This is a genomic window from Enterobacter cloacae complex sp. 309I3 (genome assembly GCF_050031595.1).
GTDB classification, from domain to species: Bacteria; Pseudomonadota; Gammaproteobacteria; order Enterobacterales; family Enterobacteriaceae; genus Enterobacter; species Enterobacter cloacae.
In genome coordinates this window covers 2,929,278-2,944,912 of sequence record NZ_JBLGWI010000001.1, presented here as the reverse complement: position 1 = coordinate 2,944,912, position 15,635 = coordinate 2,929,278, and the positions used below count along the sequence as shown (strand labels likewise).

The 15,635-nt window shown below is 56.3% G+C and carries 15 protein-coding genes; 8 read left to right on the top strand and 7 right to left on the bottom strand.

Annotated elements, in window-relative coordinates:
* Positions 1–3: 3 nt before the first annotated feature.
* Complete coding sequence (gene manX / locus ACQG22_RS13965; protein WP_369706661.1) at positions 4–969, bottom strand: PTS mannose transporter subunit IIAB; 966 nt, start codon at positions 967–969, stop codon at positions 4–6.
* A gap of 264 nt (positions 970–1,233) precedes the next feature.
* Here manX and ACQG22_RS13960 point away from each other — a divergent pair, with 264 nt between their 5' ends.
* Both ACQG22_RS13960 and yoaE read left to right on the top strand, forming a co-directional pair.
* Positions 1,234–1,443 carry a protein YoaL gene (locus ACQG22_RS13960; RefSeq protein WP_071843273.1) on the top strand — a complete coding sequence of 70 codons (210 nt, stop codon included), beginning with the start codon at positions 1,234–1,236 and terminating at the stop codon, positions 1,441–1,443.
* Positions 1,431–2,990, top strand: a complete 1,560-nt coding sequence (yoaE, locus tag ACQG22_RS13955; RefSeq protein ID WP_013096133.1) for a CNNM family cation transport protein YoaE — start codon at positions 1,431–1,433, stop codon at positions 2,988–2,990. Before ACQG22_RS13960 ends, yoaE begins: the two co-directional genes overlap by 13 nt.
* Before the next feature lie 6 nt (positions 2,991–2,996).
* Here the strand turns inward: yoaE and ACQG22_RS13950 are convergent, their stop codons facing one another.
* From ACQG22_RS13950 to pabB, 4 genes are all read right to left on the bottom strand, one after another.
* Positions 2,997–4,595, bottom strand: coding sequence for an EAL domain-containing protein (locus ACQG22_RS13950; protein WP_038419893.1), 1,599 nt, complete (start codon positions 4,593–4,595; stop codon positions 2,997–2,999).
* Between the two features lie 130 nt (positions 4,596–4,725).
* On the bottom strand, positions 4,726–6,090 hold the full coding sequence (sdaA, locus tag ACQG22_RS13945) for an L-serine ammonia-lyase (protein WP_038419892.1): 1,365 nt from the start codon (positions 6,088–6,090) through the stop codon (positions 4,726–4,728).
* A 184-nt stretch (positions 6,091–6,274) separates the two neighbouring features.
* Positions 6,275–6,853 carry a CoA pyrophosphatase gene (locus tag ACQG22_RS13940; protein WP_013096136.1) on the bottom strand — a complete coding sequence of 193 codons (579 nt, stop codon included), beginning with the start codon at positions 6,851–6,853 and terminating at the stop codon, positions 6,275–6,277.
* Positions 6,854–6,856: 3 nt separating this feature from the next.
* Positions 6,857–8,185, bottom strand: coding sequence for an aminodeoxychorismate synthase component 1 (gene pabB / locus ACQG22_RS13935; RefSeq protein ID WP_369706666.1), 1,329 nt, complete (start codon positions 8,183–8,185; stop codon positions 6,857–6,859).
* Between the two features lie 61 nt (positions 8,186–8,246).
* Between pabB and ACQG22_RS13930 the strand changes: the two genes are divergently transcribed.
* Entirely contained in the window at positions 8,247–8,429 is a 183-nt protein-coding gene (locus ACQG22_RS13930; RefSeq protein ID WP_008500497.1) for a YoaH family protein, read from the top strand.
* Between the two features lie 5 nt (positions 8,430–8,434).
* Here ACQG22_RS13930 and ACQG22_RS13925 read toward each other — a convergent pair whose 3' ends face one another.
* Positions 8,435–8,779, bottom strand: coding sequence for a RidA family protein (locus ACQG22_RS13925; protein ID WP_045294454.1), 345 nt, complete (start codon positions 8,777–8,779; stop codon positions 8,435–8,437).
* 132 nt (positions 8,780–8,911) lie between these two features.
* Between ACQG22_RS13925 and ACQG22_RS13920 the strand changes: the two genes are divergently transcribed.
* The 5 genes from ACQG22_RS13920 (at position 8,912) to rnd (ending at position 15,291) form a co-directional block, all read left to right on the top strand.
* Positions 8,912–10,822 carry an ATP-dependent DNA helicase gene (locus tag ACQG22_RS13920; RefSeq protein WP_218655924.1) on the top strand — a complete coding sequence of 637 codons (1,911 nt, stop codon included), beginning with the start codon at positions 8,912–8,914 and terminating at the stop codon, positions 10,820–10,822.
* A gap of 66 nt (positions 10,823–10,888) precedes the next feature.
* A complete protein-coding gene (gene tsaB / locus ACQG22_RS13915; RefSeq protein ID WP_369706662.1) occupies positions 10,889–11,584 on the top strand; it encodes a tRNA (adenosine(37)-N6)-threonylcarbamoyltransferase complex dimerization subunit type 1 TsaB in 696 nt (231 codons plus the stop codon).
* A 37-nt stretch (positions 11,585–11,621) separates the two neighbouring features.
* On the top strand, positions 11,622–12,203 hold the full coding sequence (locus ACQG22_RS13910) for a Slp family lipoprotein (RefSeq protein ID WP_013096141.1): 582 nt from the start codon (positions 11,622–11,624) through the stop codon (positions 12,201–12,203).
* Positions 12,204–12,406: 203 nt separating this feature from the next.
* Complete coding sequence (gene fadD, locus ACQG22_RS13905; RefSeq protein ID WP_072193822.1) at positions 12,407–14,092, top strand: long-chain-fatty-acid--CoA ligase FadD; 1,686 nt, start codon at positions 12,407–12,409, stop codon at positions 14,090–14,092.
* Between the two features lie 71 nt (positions 14,093–14,163).
* Positions 14,164–15,291 carry a ribonuclease D gene (gene rnd / locus ACQG22_RS13900; RefSeq protein WP_369706667.1) on the top strand — a complete coding sequence of 376 codons (1,128 nt, stop codon included), beginning with the start codon at positions 14,164–14,166 and terminating at the stop codon, positions 15,289–15,291.
* Positions 15,292–15,364: 73 nt separating this feature from the next.
* On the opposite strand, the gene minE is transcribed toward rnd, so the two are convergent.
* Complete coding sequence (gene minE, locus ACQG22_RS13895; RefSeq protein WP_008500504.1) at positions 15,365–15,634, bottom strand: cell division topological specificity factor MinE; 270 nt, start codon at positions 15,632–15,634, stop codon at positions 15,365–15,367.
* Position 15,635 lies beyond the last annotated feature (1 nt).

The window sequence follows — 15,635 nt, the reverse complement described above, 5'->3', positions numbered from 1 at the left end:
GGCTTATTTCCCAACTTTGCCGAGCAAATCCATCATTTTCAGTTTCGGGTCCGTGGAAACCTTACGGGCTTCCAGTTCAATACCGCGAGCATTCAACTTGTTAAATGCCTCGATATCCTTCGCATCGACTGAAATCGCGTTGTTGACCTGCGTTTTGCCCTGACGGAAAGCCATACCACCAATGTTCACGGAGGTGATTTTCACGCCGCCTTCAACAATGCGCTCGACGTCTGTCGGGTTAGTGAACAGAAGCATCACGCGTTCACCGGCATATTTCGGGTTGTTATAGACGCGGATCATCTTGGCGACATCCACCACGTGCGCGGTAACGCCCGGAGGAGCAACCTGGGTGAGGAGGGTTTTACGCACCGTGTCGGCGGCCACTTCGTCGCTGACCACGATAATACGTTGAACGTTGGTCTCTTTGGTCCAGCGCGTTGCCACCTGGCCGTGAATTAAACGGTCATCGATGCGCGCAAGGCCAATCACCATATAATCGTTCGGGCCCATCGGTTTTGCGGGGGCAGCGGCTTTCGGTGCCGCGGCAGCCGCCGGTGCGGGTTTTTCAACCGGCTGTGCCTTCAGCGCTTTCACGCCTTCGCGACCGGTTTCGACCGCCAGGGCAACCAGCTCATCAAAAGCCGGATTGTCGTCGCGTGCCATGAAGGTTTCCACCAGCATCGGAATATTGACCCCGGCGACAACTTCATAGTGCTCTTTATCGACGACAATGCGGCTGGCAGCGTTGAACGGGCTGCCGCCCCATGTATCAACGAGAAACAGCACGCCTTTGCTGGTATCCAGCTTCGACAGTTGAGCCGTGTATTTCTCAATCAGCGTCTCGGCGTTTTCACCGGGAACGAAATCGATCCAGCCGACGTTTTCCTGCTCGCCCAACAGCATCTCTGCTGTTTTGAGTAGCTGCTCTGCAGCCCAACCATGTGTGCCTATGACAATAGCAATGGTCACTTGCTACCTCCTTTTATTATCATTAATACCTCTGCCAGGCAGACGTACTGAGAATCGTATTGGCGAACCGAATCGATTCAGATAAGGGTTAGAGTTAAAAAAGCTCAGACTTACGCGAATTATTTTAGATAGTGAAAAAATAATTTATGTGATGAAGATCCGTAATTTAGGTTTCGAAAATCAGAAATTACTCAACACAAATTCTGCCTTTTCACGTTTTTGCAAAGGAACGTAAATCTTTGCTAAAAACGTAATGTCTCTGATATGTTTAGCCTCCGTTTAATTGATCAGGAGTATAGGGCTACAGCCCACTATATGGACCGTCACCGACGTCAGTCATCTATCAGGCCACTTCGCGCCTTTTTCACCGGCGATCCTCGCCACGTATCGACTCTGTTTACCGCTGTTTTGCCCACATTGAGTGGGGCACCGTTTCGTCATTCCTTTAGCAGGAGCTTGTCATGGAATTCTTAATGGACCCGTCAATCTGGGTGGGATTGCTCACGCTGGTGGTGCTGGAGATCGTTCTCGGCATTGATAACCTGGTGTTTATTGCCATCCTCGCGGACAAACTGCCGCCAAAACAGCGTGATAAAGCGCGTCTGATCGGCCTCTCGCTGGCGCTGGTTATGCGTCTGGCGCTGCTATCCGTGATCTCGTGGATGGTCACCCTGACGAAACCGCTCTTTACCGTCATGGATTTCACCTTCTCTGGCCGCGATTTGATCATGCTGCTCGGGGGGATATTCCTGCTCTTTAAAGCAACGACGGAGCTGCACGAGCGGCTGGAGAACCGTCAGCACGACGATGGTCATGGCAAAGGCTATGCCAGCTTCTGGGTTGTGGTGCTGCAAATCGTGGTGCTGGATGCTGTCTTCTCGCTTGATGCGGTGATCACAGCGGTGGGTATGGTGAACCATCTCCCGGTGATGATGGCGGCGGTGGTTATCGCCATGGCGGTTATGCTGCTGGCGTCTAAACCGCTGACCCGCTTTGTGAACCAACATCCGACGGTCGTGGTGCTGTGTCTGAGCTTCCTGCTGATGATCGGTCTGAGCCTCGTAGCGGAAGGTTTCGGTTTCCATATTCCGAAAGGTTATCTGTATGCCGCGATTGGCTTCTCGATCCTGATCGAACTGTTTAACCAGATTGCACGCCGTAACTTTATTAAGCAGCAGTCCAATCAGCCGCTGCGTGCCCGCACCGCGGATGCCATCCTGCGCCTGATGGGCGGTCGCCGTCAGGTGAATGTGCAGAGTGACACCGAGAACCGTAACCCGGTTCCGGTGCCGGAAGGGGCATTTGTGGAAGAAGAGCGTTATATGATTAACGGCGTTCTCTCCCTGGCCTCCCGTTCACTGCGCGGCATCATGACCCCGCGCGGCGAGATCAGCTGGGTAGATTCCCGGTTGAGCGTTGATGAAATTCGTCAGCAGCTGCTCTCTTCACCGCACAGCCTGTTCCCGGTGTGTCGTGGTGAGCTGGATGAGATCATCGGTGTCGTGCGTGCCAAAGAGATGCTGGTCGCGCTGGAAGAGGGCGTTGACGTTGAAGCCATCGCCGCCGCCTCACCGGCTATCGTGGTACCGGAAACGCTGGACCCCATCAACCTGCTTGGCGTTCTGCGCCGTGCCCGCGGCAGCTTCGTGATTGTCACCAACGAGTTCGGTGTGGTGCAGGGGCTGGTCACGCCGCTGGACGTGCTTGAAGCCATTGCCGGTGAATTCCCGGATGAGGACGAAACACCGGAAATCGTGGCCGATGGTGAAGGCTGGCTGGTGAAAGGTACCACTGACCTGCACGCGCTTTCGCATACGCTGGGGCTGGAAAACGTGGTCAACGATGAAGAAGACATTGCCACTGTGGCCGGTCTGGTCATCGCCGTAAACGGGCAGATCCCGCGCGTGGGGGATGTGATCGAACTACCCCCGTTGAGCATTACCATCGTTGAAGCCAACGACTATCGCGTTGATATGGTGCGTATTGTTAAAGAGCAATCCGTGCACGACGAAGATGAGTAACGCTTCTTAACGCAACGGCATTAAGGGCACGATGTGCCCGTTATGATGCGCTGGCGGAGGTGAACTCTCCGCCAGCCATTGTGGAAAATCCCGCAGCGGCATCGGCCGCGCATAGAAATACCCCTGCAGAGTATGAACACCGTGTCGGCGTAAGTAGCGCGCCTGCTCCTCCGTTTCGACCCCTTCCGCAACCAGCTCAATATTCAGCCGCTGACCCAGCGCAATAATGATATCTGTCACCGTTGAGTTCACGGCATCGGTTCCAATGGCGGTGGTAAAGGACTGGTCAATTTTCAGTACGTCAGGATGAAGCTTTTCAAGCCAGGAGAGCGAACTGTTGCCGGTACCAAAATCGTCGATAGCCAGTTTGACCCCTTTGCGATGCAGCTCGCGCACGATGCGATAATCTGCATCGACCAGCGCGTCACGCTCGGTAAGTTCGATAACCAGCCGCTGGCTCGGGTTTGCACTGAACCAGTAACGGTTCAAATCCTGAAGTAGCACGGCGTGACGGAAGTGGCTGGCCGCCACGTTAATACCGATGTGAAAGCCCGGGTGGGAGGGGAAGTAGCCTATCTGGCGTACCGTCTCGGCAATCACGTAGCGCGTCAGGGGAACAATCAGGTTATGTTCTTCTGCCAGGGGGATGAACACTTCCGGGGAGATCCAACCCTGACGCGGGTTGTTCCAGCGCAGAAGAATTTCCACGCCGATACACTCCTGCGTACGGGCATTCACCAGCGGCTGACAGAACAGCTCAAATTCCCGCGCCGCAATCCCCATATCGATTTCCCACGTGAAGCTCATCCGGTTTGCTGTGGCCAGCCAGGCCAGATACCCCAGAACCAGGCTCAGCATTAACCCCAGCGGCAGCTGTGCCGGCAGGCTTTTAAGTGCCAGCGCGCCAGGACCCGGCCCACTGACCGTGATGGTAAATGGAAAGCGTGTAGAGACTTCCTCTATTCGCGAGTCAGCCTCATTAAACTTCAGCGCGTCGGTAATACCTTGACCGTAGCGTAAAGAGCGATCTCCCACGGTTAACGCCACGTCAGTGATAAGCGGGCGGGGCGGCTCAAGGATCATTCTGGTGATGAGATCGATATTGATCACCTCCATCACCCCCTCTTCACCGCGTTGTGACGTCGGGTGCCACTGGATAAGAATAGGGCTGCCTTTAAGCAGCCACTTATCGGTCGATAAAATCAGTTTTGGCAGACCTGACGGCAGTTCGGGAAATAATTCATGAACCGGGACGGCGCGACTGCCAAAAATACTGGAGCAGTAGAGGATCCCCTCTTTAATCAGGGTAATCGAGCGGACGGTCTGTAAAATGGCGGCCTGCTTACGCAGAGTCAGATGCGCCTGTGGGCACGGCTGGCCGACAAGATCCAACAACTCCGGTCGGCGGTTATCCAGGGAAAGCAGGACGTTTTCAAGTGAGCGAACGGTATGGCTGGCGAAATCGACAATGCGTTGTTGATTAACATTGCGCTGTGAAATAAATCGAATGCCCAACGTCAGGATGAGCGTAAGGAGCGCAACCGTCACGCAGACGATAACGCGTTTTCGGCGATAGTTTTTAATGATCGTTTGTGCGGTTTGCATGAACGGTCGCCTGATACACCTCCAGCCCCAAAAGCCAGACGCAACAGTGAAAGTGTAGTGGGGAAAGTGAAAGGCGACGAGAATCAGAAGGAAATTTCGCCCATCCGTTGCAGATGGGCGAGGGGAGGTATTAGTCGCACTGTACCTTAATGGCCAGACCACCACGGGAAGTCTCACGGTACTTCGCGTTCATGTCTTTACCGGTTTCGTACATGGTCTCAATAACTTTATCCAGCGACACGCGAGGCTCGCTGGTACGGCGCATTGCCATACGGGAGGCGTTAATCGCTTTCACCGACGCAATGGCGTTACGCTCAATGCACGGTACCTGCACCTGCCCGGCAACCGGGTCACAGGTCAGGCCCAGGTTATGTTCCATACCGATCTCCGCCGCCACGCAAACCTGCTCAGGGCTTGCGCCCAGCAGTTCAGCCAGACCAGCGGCCGCCATGGAACAGGCCACACCCACTTCACCCTGGCATCCTACTTCAGCGCCAGAGATAGAAGCGTTCATTTTGTACAGCGCACCGATGGCACCTGCCGCCAGGAAGTAACGGATGTAGATATCTGGCGTAACAGGTTCAATAAAGTGATCGTAATAAGCCAGCACCGCCGGAACAATACCGCACGCACCGTTGGTGGGCGCCGTCACCACGCGGCCACCGGCAGCGTTTTCTTCGTTAACCGCCAGAGCGAACATATTCACCCAGTCGACCACGTTCATCGGGTCGTTGGAGAATTTATCGGTGGTCACCAGCATGCGGCGCAGGGCAGAGGCACGACGCGGTACGCGCAGCGGACCCGGCAGCACGCCTTCGGTGTTCATCCCGCGATCGATACAGGCGCGCATGGTCTGCCATACGTTTGCAAAATAGTCTTCGATCTCTTTTTTGCTGTGCAGTGCCAGTTCGTTCTGCATCACCATGCCGGACAGCGACAGGCCGGTCTCTTTGCAATAACCCAACATCTCGGTGGCCGATTTGAACGGATACGGCACGTTGACGTCGCCGGTGCTCTCTTTACCGAAATGCTCTTCATCCACGATGAATCCACCGCCGATGGAGTAGTACGTTTTGCTGTAAATCTCTTTTTCGCCATTCCATGCATGGATGGTCATGCCGTTTTCATGCAGCGGCAGGTTGTCGCTACGAAAACGCATCCCGTCATCCTGCGGGAAATCCACTTCGTGCTGGCCGTTAGCCAGCAGCAGACGACCGCGCGCTTCCACGTCACGGATGAATGCCGGGATGGCATCAATATCTACAGTGTCCGGCATATTGCCCGCCAGACCCATAATAATGGCGATATCGGTGTGGTGGCCTTTACCCGTTAATGACAGTGAGCCGTAGACATCCACGGCGACACGGGTAACGCTTTCCAGTAATCCTTTTTCGACCAGATCATCGACGAACTGTTTACCGGCCTTCATCGGCCCAACAGTATGGGAAGACGAAGGGCCAATTCCCACTTTGAACATGTCGAATATACTAATCACTTTCACACTCCTGACAGGGTTACCGGGGTTCCAGTAACGATGTTATAACTGCGCATAGTGTAAGAGGGAACATCGACCTCGGCTTAACTATTCACATGAATTAAACTAATGGTTAACGATGGTTTTGCTAATAGCGCGACGCCGATCGCAAACCTGACAAAAGAGGGTGGAATGTAAAGTATAGTCAAGGCTTCAGGCCGATTTGCAGAGCCAGTTCACGAATGATGCCCGCCGTCATGCCCCAGACAAAATAATGCTGATACCAGGACAACCAGACCCGATGATCGTGCCCACGGCGCTGAATATCCAGCGGGTGATAGCGACTGAGGCGAAGGGCTTCTTCTAGTGGCATTTCAAACACCGCAGACACCTCATCAACACTGGCGTGATACTGAAGGCCGGGCGGGATAATGCCCACCACCGGCGTCACCTGGAAACCGGTCACGCTGTCCACCGGCGGGAGGACGCCGACAATCTCGACGGCCTCCGGTGGGATAGCCACCTCTTCCTGCGCTTCACGCAGCGCCGCGGCAATCAGCGAGGCATCGCTGCTGTCTACCGCGCCGCCGGGGAAAGCGACCTGACCGGCATGTTTGCGTAAATGAGGGGAGCGCTGGGTCAGCAGCAAACCGGGCTGCTCACGACGCACCACGGGGATCAGCACCGCCGCCTGACGTTGATTAAGCGCTTCGCGGCTCACCTGTGGCCGCAAAAGCTGAAAGCGCGACAGAAAATCATCCAGCGTCAGGTTCTCTCTCTCCACCCGTCAGTTCTCCAGTTGTTGCAGGATACGGTTAACTTTATCAAAGGTTTCCTGATATTCCGCCTCGACCTGGCTGTCAGCAACAATCCCGCCGCCTGCGGAACAGTAAAGCTGGCCGTCGCAGGCCGTCAGGGTGCGAATAGTGATGCTGGTATCCAGCGTGCCGCAGACGCTAACGTAGCCAATGCTGCCGCACCAGGCGTTGCGACGGTGCGGTTCCAGTTCATCGATAATCTCCATCGCCCGCACTTTTGGCGCGCCGGTGATGGAGCCACCCGGGAACGCGGCGCGCAGAAGATCGCAGGGGGTACGCGAAGCCGGCAGCTGTGCGGTAATGGTGCTGACCAGATGGTGCACCGCCGGGAAAGGCTCGACGACGAACAGCTCCGGCACGCGAACGCTGCCCGGTACCGCCACCCGGCCAATGTCGTTGCGCATCAGGTCGACAATCATTAAATTTTCGGCGCGGTCCTTCGGTGACGCGGCGAGCTTTTCCGCCTGCTGGCGGTCAGCAGCCGGATCGCTCAGGCGCGGCAAGGTCCCTTTAATCGGGCGTGTCTGGATCTTGCCTTCCGCCAGATGAATAAACCGCTCAGGCGAAAGACTCAGGATCGCGCCCTGATCGAGACGGATAAACGCACTAAACGGTGCCCGGTTGCTGGCATTGAGGCGGGTAAAGGCCTGCCATTCATCGCCCTGATACGTCGCCTGGAAGCGCTGGGCAAGGTTAACCTGATAACAATCACCGCTTTGCAGATACGCCTGCACGCGTGCGAATTTTTCCGCATAGGTCTGCGGGGTCATGTTTGAACGCCACGCAGAGGTCAGACGGAAATCCGGCGCGGCTGCGGGCTGCTGCGCGTTCAGCCAGGCCAGGCGTGCCTCCACATCCGAATGGCTGAGCAGGGAGACCACCTGTTTATGGTGATCGACAATCAGCGCCCAGTCGTAAAGTCCCACCGCCATATCCGGCAGCGGAATATCTGCCTTCGCAACGAAAGGCAGCGTTTCAAAGCGGCGACCAAGGTCATAGCCAAACACGCCCAGCGCACCACCCTGGAAGGGAAGATCCGGGTCAGGCGTGGCAGACAAACCCAGCTCGTCGATAGCCTCCTGAAGCTGGATCAGCGGATCGTGCGTGGAGGGCTGGTTTTCGGATGTCACCGTGCGCACCGGGTCAGCAACCACAATGTCGAAGCGGCTGTAAGGATGGTCCGCATTGCCGGAATGCAGCAGCATCGCCCAGGGAAGATGGCTCAGACGAGCAAACCAGAATTCAGCGGCGTCAGTACGCCACGGCAGGGTAATAACAGTGGGGAAGCGCATGTTCATGTGTGGCATACTACCGGGCAGCGTGAAATAATTAGCGCGAATAATTTAGCAGGAGTTGACGATGTTTGCAGGTTTACCTTCTCTGAGCCACGAGCAACAGCAGAAAGCGGTTGAGCGGATCCAGGAGCTGATGTCCCAGGGGATGAGCAGCGGGCAGGCCATTTCTCAGGTGGCGGAAGAACTTCGCGCCACCCATACCGGCGAGCGGATCGTGGCGCGTTTCGAGGATGAAGATGAAGAGTAACCGGCTTACACAGCCGCGATAATCTTAATCTCTACCTTGTATTCCGGCTTCATCAGCGTGGCCTGTACGGTACAACGTACAGGCGCGTGACCCGCCACCACCCACGCATCCCAGGCTTTGTTCATGGCCGCAAAATCGTCTTTATTCGCCAGGAAAATGGTGGCGTCCAGAATACGCGATTTGTCGCTGCCTTGCTTTTCCAGCACCGCATCGATCTGCGCCAGGGTGTCAGCTGTTTGTTCAAAGGCACCCGCATCCAGATTGGACGGCACGCCAGTGTAATAGAGCGTCTGGTTATGAATGACTACATCAGACCAGCGGGCTTCGGCATCAATGCGCACAATTGTCATAAACGTTTCCTCGTTACTTTCGTCATCAGGCGGCAAGACTGCCATATTGTTTCGCCGTCGTCACTATTTGGGGTGGCACAGGAGAGGATGGGCTGACATAATCCCTGTGCAAAAATACAGTGAGAGAACACCGTGGCAGACGATTTTTCCCCTGAAGGGAAGTTAGCACAGGCTATTCCCGGTTTTAAACCGCGTGAACCGCAGCGTCAGATGGCGCATGCCGTCGCTCGCGCCATCGATAAGGCACAGCCGCTGGTGGTCGAGGCCGGAACCGGCACGGGAAAAACCTACGCTTACCTTGCACCGGCGCTGCGCGCGAAAAAGAAGGTGATCATCTCTACCGGCTCGAAGGCGTTGCAGGATCAGCTCTACAGCCGTGATTTGCCGACGGTGGCAAAAGCGCTGAAATATAAAGGGCGGCTGGCGTTGCTGAAAGGGCGCTCCAACTATCTCTGCCTGGAGCGTCTTGAACAGCAGGCGCTGGCGGGCGGCGACCTGCCGGTGCAGACCCTGAGTGATGTGATCATCCTTCGCGCCTGGGCTAACCAGACGGAAGAGGGGGATATCAGCACCTGCGCGAGCGTGGCGGAAGACTCTCCCGCCTGGCCGCTGGTGACCAGCACCAATGACAACTGCCTGGGCAGCGACTGCCCGCTGTATAAAGACTGTTTTGTGGTCAAAGCGCGTAAAACGGCGATGGATGCAGATGTGGTGGTGGTCAACCACCATCTGTTTCTCGCGGATATGGTGGTGAAAGACAGCGGTTTTGGCGAACTTATTCCTGAAGCGGAAGTGATGATCTTCGACGAAGCCCATCAGCTTCCGGATATCGCCAGCCAGTATTTCGGCCAGTCGCTCTCCAGCCGCCAGCTGCTGGATCTGGCGAAAGATTTTACCATTGCTTATCGCACTGAATTAAAAGATACCCAGCAGCTGCAAAAATGTGCCGATCGCCTCGCGCAAAGCGCGCAGGATTTTCGCCTGCAGCTTGGCGAGCCGGGTTACCGCGGCAATCTGCGCGAGCTGCTGGCGGACAATAATATCCAGCGCGCGCTACTGCTGCTGGATGACGCGCTGGAACTCTGTTACGACGTGGCGAAACTGTCGCTTGGCCGTTCTGCGCTGCTGGACGCTGCCTTCGAGCGTGCCACGCTCTATCGCGGGCGGCTGAAACGGCTGAAGGAGATCAACCAGCCGGGGTACAGCTACTGGTATGAATGCACGTCTCGTCATTTCACTCTGGCGCTTACGCCGCTGACGGTGGCAGACAAATTCAAAGAGGTGATGGCGCAAAAACCGGGGAGCTGGATATTTACCTCCGCGACCCTGTCGGTGAATGACGATCTGCACCACTTCACCGAGCGTCTCGGGATTGAACAGGCGGAGTCACTGCTGCTGCCGAGCCCGTTTGATTATGAAAAACAGGCGCTGCTCTGCGTGCCGCGTAATCTGCCGTTACCCAACCAGCCCGGCGCCGCACGCCTGTTGGCAGCCATGCTGAAGCCGATGATTGAGGCCAACAATGGCCGCTGCTTTATGCTCTGCACCTCTCACGCCATGATGCGCGACCTGGCAGAACAGTTCCGCGCCACCATGACCTTGCCGGTGCTGCTGCAGGGGGAAACCAGCAAAGGGCAACTGTTACAGCAGTTTGTCAGTGCCGGGAATGCGCTTCTGGTGGCAACCAGCAGCTTCTGGGAAGGTGTGGACGTGCGGGGCGATACCCTGTCGCTGGTGATTATCGATAAACTGCCTTTTACCTCGCCGGACGATCCGCTGCTCAAAGCGCGGATGGAAGACTGCCGTCTGCGCGGAGGCGATCCTTTCGACGAGGTACAGCTGCCGGACGCGGTGATCACCCTCAAACAGGGGGTAGGACGCCTGATCCGCGACGTGGACGACCGCGGCGTGCTCGTAATTTGTGATAACCGGCTGGTGATGCGCCCCTACGGTGCGACCTTCCTTGCCAGCCTGCCGCCCGCGCCGCGTACGCGGGACATTAAACGCGCGGTTCGCTTCCTGGCCAACCCAACGGCGGAGTAATTTGCCCGGGAGTGTGCTAAGATGCGCGCCATTTTGTGACTGACCATTGCGAGAGCGCGACGACTGATGCGAATTCTGGCTATTGATACCGCTACAGAGGCGTGTTCCGTTGCTCTGTGGAACGACGGTGCTATTTCTGCTCATTTCGAAGAGTGCCCACGAGAACACACCCAACGTATTCTGCCCCTGGTGAAAGCGATTTTGACCCAGGGCAACACCACCTTAACCGACCTCGATGCGCTGGCCTTTGGCCGTGGCCCCGGCAGCTTTACGGGTGTACGCATTGGGATCGGTATTGCGCAGGGGCTGGCGCTGGGCGCTGACCTGCCGATGATCGGTGTTTCCACCCTGGCGACGATGGCGCAGGGCGCGTGGCGTATGACCGGTGCTACCCGTGTGCTGGCAGCGATTGATGCCCGCATGGGCGAAGTCTACTGGGCTGAATACACCTGCGACGAGCAGGGCGTGTGGCACGGCGAAGAGACGGAAGCGGTGCTCAAGCCGGAAGCGGTAACCGAACGGTTGCAGAACCTCTCCGGTGAGTGGGCGACGGTAGGGACCGGTTGGGCGGCATGGCCTGACATGGCAAACGGTACCGGCGTAACGCTGGTGGACGGCAACATGCTTCTGCCTGCCGCAGAGGATATGCTTCCCCTGGCTTGCCAGCTGCTCGCAGCAGGAAAAACCGTGGCTGTTGAACATGCCGAGCCGGTTTATTTGCGAAACACCGTCGCGTGGAAGAAACTTCCAGGCCGCGAGTGAATCTCAGTAACAGGAACTGAGAAAAAGGAGTCGCATCATGGCGGTTCAGACTAAAGTAGTACGCCTAATTATGGCAGGCGCTGTGGCCATAGCACTGAGCGGATGCGTTTCCGTTCCTGATGCGATTAAGGGCAGTAGCCCTACGCCACAGCAGGATCTGGTTCGCGTGATGAATGCCCCTGAGCTTTACGTCGGTCAGGAAGCGCGCTTCGGCGGGAAGGTGATTGAGGTGCAAAACCAGCAGGGGAAAACCCGGCTGGAGATCGCCACCGTGCCACTGGATAGCGGCGCGCGGCCGATCCTCGGCGAAACCTCGCGCGGGCGCATTTTTGCCGATGTCAGCGGCTTCCTCGACCCGGTTGATTTCCGTGGACAGCTGGTGACCGTCGTCGGGCCGATTACCGGCACGACACAGGGCAAAATCGGCACAACGCCTTACAAATTTATGACCATGCAGGTTAACGGCTACAAACGCTGGCGGCTGACACAGCAGGTGATCATGCCGCCCCAGCCTGTTGATCCGTGGATGTGGGGCCCACACCCGTATCGTTACGGCTACCCCGGCTGGGGCTGGTATAACCCAGGCCCGGCGCAGGTACAGACGATCGTTACTGAGTAACTTACTGTTATTGTTAGAAAAGAGACAGCGGCTCAGCCGCTGTCTCTGTTTTTTTACGGCTAAAACGAAAAAAAAGAGTGACGCGCTTCGCAACCTTAAATCTGGGCAATTAATAAACTGGTACGCTGAGTTAATATAATGTTAACAAACTGTTTATTATCGGGGTTGTGATGACGACGAACACTCAATTCAGAGGTGATGCATTGAACAAGGTTTGGCTTAACCGTTATCCCGCAGATGTGCCTGCGGAGATCAATCCTGACCGTTATCAATCCCTGGTTGAATTATTTGAACACTCGGTAAGGCGTTACGCCGATCAGCCCGCGTTTATCAATATGGGTGAGGTGATGACGTTCCGTAAGCTTGAGGAGCGGAGTCGGGCGTTCGCGGCCTATTTGCAGGAAGGGCTGGGGCTGCAAAAAGGGGATCGCGTCGCGCTGATGATGCCGAACCTGCTGCAATACCCGGTCGCGTTATTTGGTATCCTGCGGGCCGGGATGATTGTCGTCAACGTCAACCCGCTCTACACCCCACGTGAACTGGAGCATCAGTTGAACGACAGCGGCGCGACCGCAATTGTGATCGTTTCCAACTTTGCCCACACGCTGGAGAAAGTGGTCGACAGAACCCAGGTTAAACACGTCATCCTGACGCGCATGGGGGATCAGCTCTCCACCGCCAAGGGCACGCTGGTTAACTTTGTCGTCAAATACATCAAACGTCTGGTACCGAAATACCATCTGCCGGATGCCATCTCCTTCCGCCGCGCGTTGCATGCCGGGTATCGTATGCAATACGTCAAACCGGAAGTGGTGTCAGAGGATCTTGCGTTCCTGCAGTACACCGGTGGCACTACCGGCGTGGCCAAAGGCGCCATGCTGACTCACCGCAATATGCTGGCGAACCTTGAGCAGGTGAATGCGACCTACGGGCCGCTGCTGCATCCGGGCAAAGAGGTGGTCATCACCGCGCTTCCGCTTTATCACATTTTTGCGCTGACCATGAACTGCCTGCTGTTCATCGAGCTGGGCGGTCAGAACGTGCTGATCACCAACCCACGCGACATTCCGGGGCTGGTTAAAGAGCTGGCGAAATACCCGTTCACCGCCATGACCGGGGTCAATACCCTGTTTAACGCGCTGCTTAATAACAAAGAGTTCCAGCAGCTTGATTTCTCCACGCTGCACCTCTCTGCGGGCGGCGGAATGCCGGTTCAGCAGGCGGTGGCCGAGCGCTGGGTGAAACTCACCGGCCAGTATTTACTCGAAGGCTATGGCCTGACCGAATGCGCCCCGCTGGTCAGCGTCAATCCGCATGATATCGACTATCACAGCGGCAGTATCGGCCTGCCCGTACCGTCGACGGAAGCCAAACTGGTGGATGATGACGACAACGAAGTTGCACCGGGCGAGCCGGGTGAGCTGTGCGTTAAAGGGCCACAGGTGATGCTGGGCTACTGGCAGCGTCCTGATGCCACCGACGAAATCATCAAAGACGGCTGGCTGCACACCGGTGATATCGCGGTGATGGACGAAGAGGGCTTCCTGCGCATTGTCGATCGTAAGAAAGACATGATCCTCGTCTCGGGATTTAACGTCTATCCGAATGAGATCGAAGATGTGGTGATGCAGCATAGCGGCGTGCTTGAAGTTGCCGCGGTTGGCGTACCTTCCGGCAGCAGCGGCGAGGCAGTGAAGATTTTTGTGGTGAAGAAAAACGCCTCTCTTACCGAGGAGGAGCTCATCACGTTCTGCCGCCGTCAGCTCACCGGCTATAAAGTGCCGAAGCTGGTGGAGTTCCGCGATGAGCTGCCGAAATCGAACGTCGGGAAGATATTACGACGAGAATTACGTGACGAAGCCCGTGCCAAAGTGGACAATAAGGCCTGAGCTTCACGCTAATCGCCCAGACGCCGGTTTAGCCGGCGTTTTTTATGGGCGCAAACAAAAGAGAAACCGTTTTGAATTACCAGATGATCACGACCAACGACGAGCTGGCTTCGCTGTGCGAAGTGACGCGCGACTTTCCTGCCATCGCCCTGGATACCGAGTTTGTCCGTACCCGGACGTATTATCCGCAGTTGGGTTTGATTCAGATGTACGACGGCAAACACGTGTCGCTGATTGACCCGCTCGGCATTACCGACTGGACGCCGATGCGTGACCTGCTGCTTGATACTGCGGTCACCAAATACCTGCACGCAGGCAGTGAAGATCTGGAAGTCTTTCTGAATACGTTTGGCATCATGCCGCAGCCGCTGATTGACACGCAGATCCTCGCCGCGTTCAGCAATCGTCCGCTTTCATGGGGCTTTGCCGCCATGGTTGAGAAGTACACCGGCCTGACCCTGGATAAAAGTGAATCCCGTACCGACTGGCTGGCGCGCCCGCTCACAGAGCGTCAGCTGGATTACGCTGCAGCAGATGTGTTTTACCTGCTGCCGATTGCCGGACAACTGATGAAAGAGGCAGAAGCCTCCGGCTGGCTGCCTGCTGCTCTGGATGAGTGCCGCATGACGCAGCAGCGTCGCCAGGAAATTGCTGACCCGAAAGAGGCCTGGCGCGATATCAGCAACGCGTGGCAGCTGCGTACGCGTCAGCTGGCCTGTCTGCAATTATTAGCCGACTGGCGCCTGCGTAAAGCGCGCGAACGCGATTTGGCCGTTAACTTTGTGGTACGCGAAGAGCACCTGTGGGCGGTCGCACGCTATATGCCAGGCAGCATGGGTGAGCTGGACAGCATTGGGCTTTCAGGCAGCGAAATCCGCTTTCACGGAAAAACGTTGCTCGCGCTGGTGGCCAAAGCGCAGCAGATACCGGATGACGCACTGCCAGAGCCGCTGCTGAATCTGATGGATATGCCGGGTTACCGCAAAGCGTTTAAAGATATTAAAGCGCTGGTGCAGGCTGTGGCGGCAGAAAGCAAACTGAGTGCGGAATTGCTGGCATCACGTCGTCAGATAAACCAGTTGCTGAACTGGCACTGGAAGCTGAAACCGCAGAATGGCTTACCGGAAATGATGGCGGGCTGGCGCGGGGAATTGATGGCCGATCGCCTGAATACGTTGCTGGAAGGGTATCCACGATAATCAATATGCCGGGCGATATACCCGGCATATTCCCCCGGAGGCGCTGCGCTTACCGGGGCTACGAAATCAAAAACTACGGACGCGACTCTTCCGCTTCCGGGAGCGTGACGTTCAGCTCCAGAATCGAAATATCCCCGTCTTTTTGCTCCAGCTGCACGGTGACCATCTCCGGGTCAATCTGCACATATTTGCAGATCACTTCCAGGATGTCCTTGCGCAGCTGCGGCAGGTAGTGAGGCTCGGCGTCGCTACGACGACGCTCCGCAACGATGATTTGCAGTCGTTCTTTTGCGATGTTGGCGGTGTTCTTTTTCCGCGAGAGAAAAAAGTCCAGTAATGCCATA

Excerpts from the sequence above, each read along its gene's own strand:
- ACQG22_RS13960 (WP_071843273.1), top strand. The coding sequence starts at position 1,234 with ATGTTTAGCCTCCGTTTAATTGATCAGGAGTATAGGGCTACAGCCCAC.
- minE (WP_008500504.1), bottom strand. The coding sequence starts at position 15,634 with ATGGCATTACTGGACTTTTTTCTCTCGCGGAAAAAGAACACCGCCAAC.
- ACQG22_RS13925 (WP_045294454.1), bottom strand. The coding sequence starts at position 8,779 with ATGACAATTGTGCGCATTGATGCCGAAGCCCGCTGGTCTGATGTAGTC.
- tsaB (WP_369706662.1), top strand. The coding sequence starts at position 10,889 with ATGCGAATTCTGGCTATTGATACCGCTACAGAGGCGTGTTCCGTTGCT.
- ACQG22_RS13950 (WP_038419893.1), bottom strand. The coding sequence starts at position 4,595 with ATGCAAACCGCACAAACGATCATTAAAAACTATCGCCGAAAACGCGTT.
- ACQG22_RS13910 (WP_013096141.1), top strand. The coding sequence starts at position 11,622 with ATGGCGGTTCAGACTAAAGTAGTACGCCTAATTATGGCAGGCGCTGTG.
- ACQG22_RS13930 (WP_008500497.1), top strand. The coding sequence starts at position 8,247 with ATGTTTGCAGGTTTACCTTCTCTGAGCCACGAGCAACAGCAGAAAGCG.
- yoaE (WP_013096133.1), top strand. The coding sequence starts at position 1,431 with ATGGAATTCTTAATGGACCCGTCAATCTGGGTGGGATTGCTCACGCTG.
- pabB (WP_369706666.1), bottom strand. The coding sequence starts at position 8,185 with ATGAACATGCGCTTCCCCACTGTTATTACCCTGCCGTGGCGTACTGAC.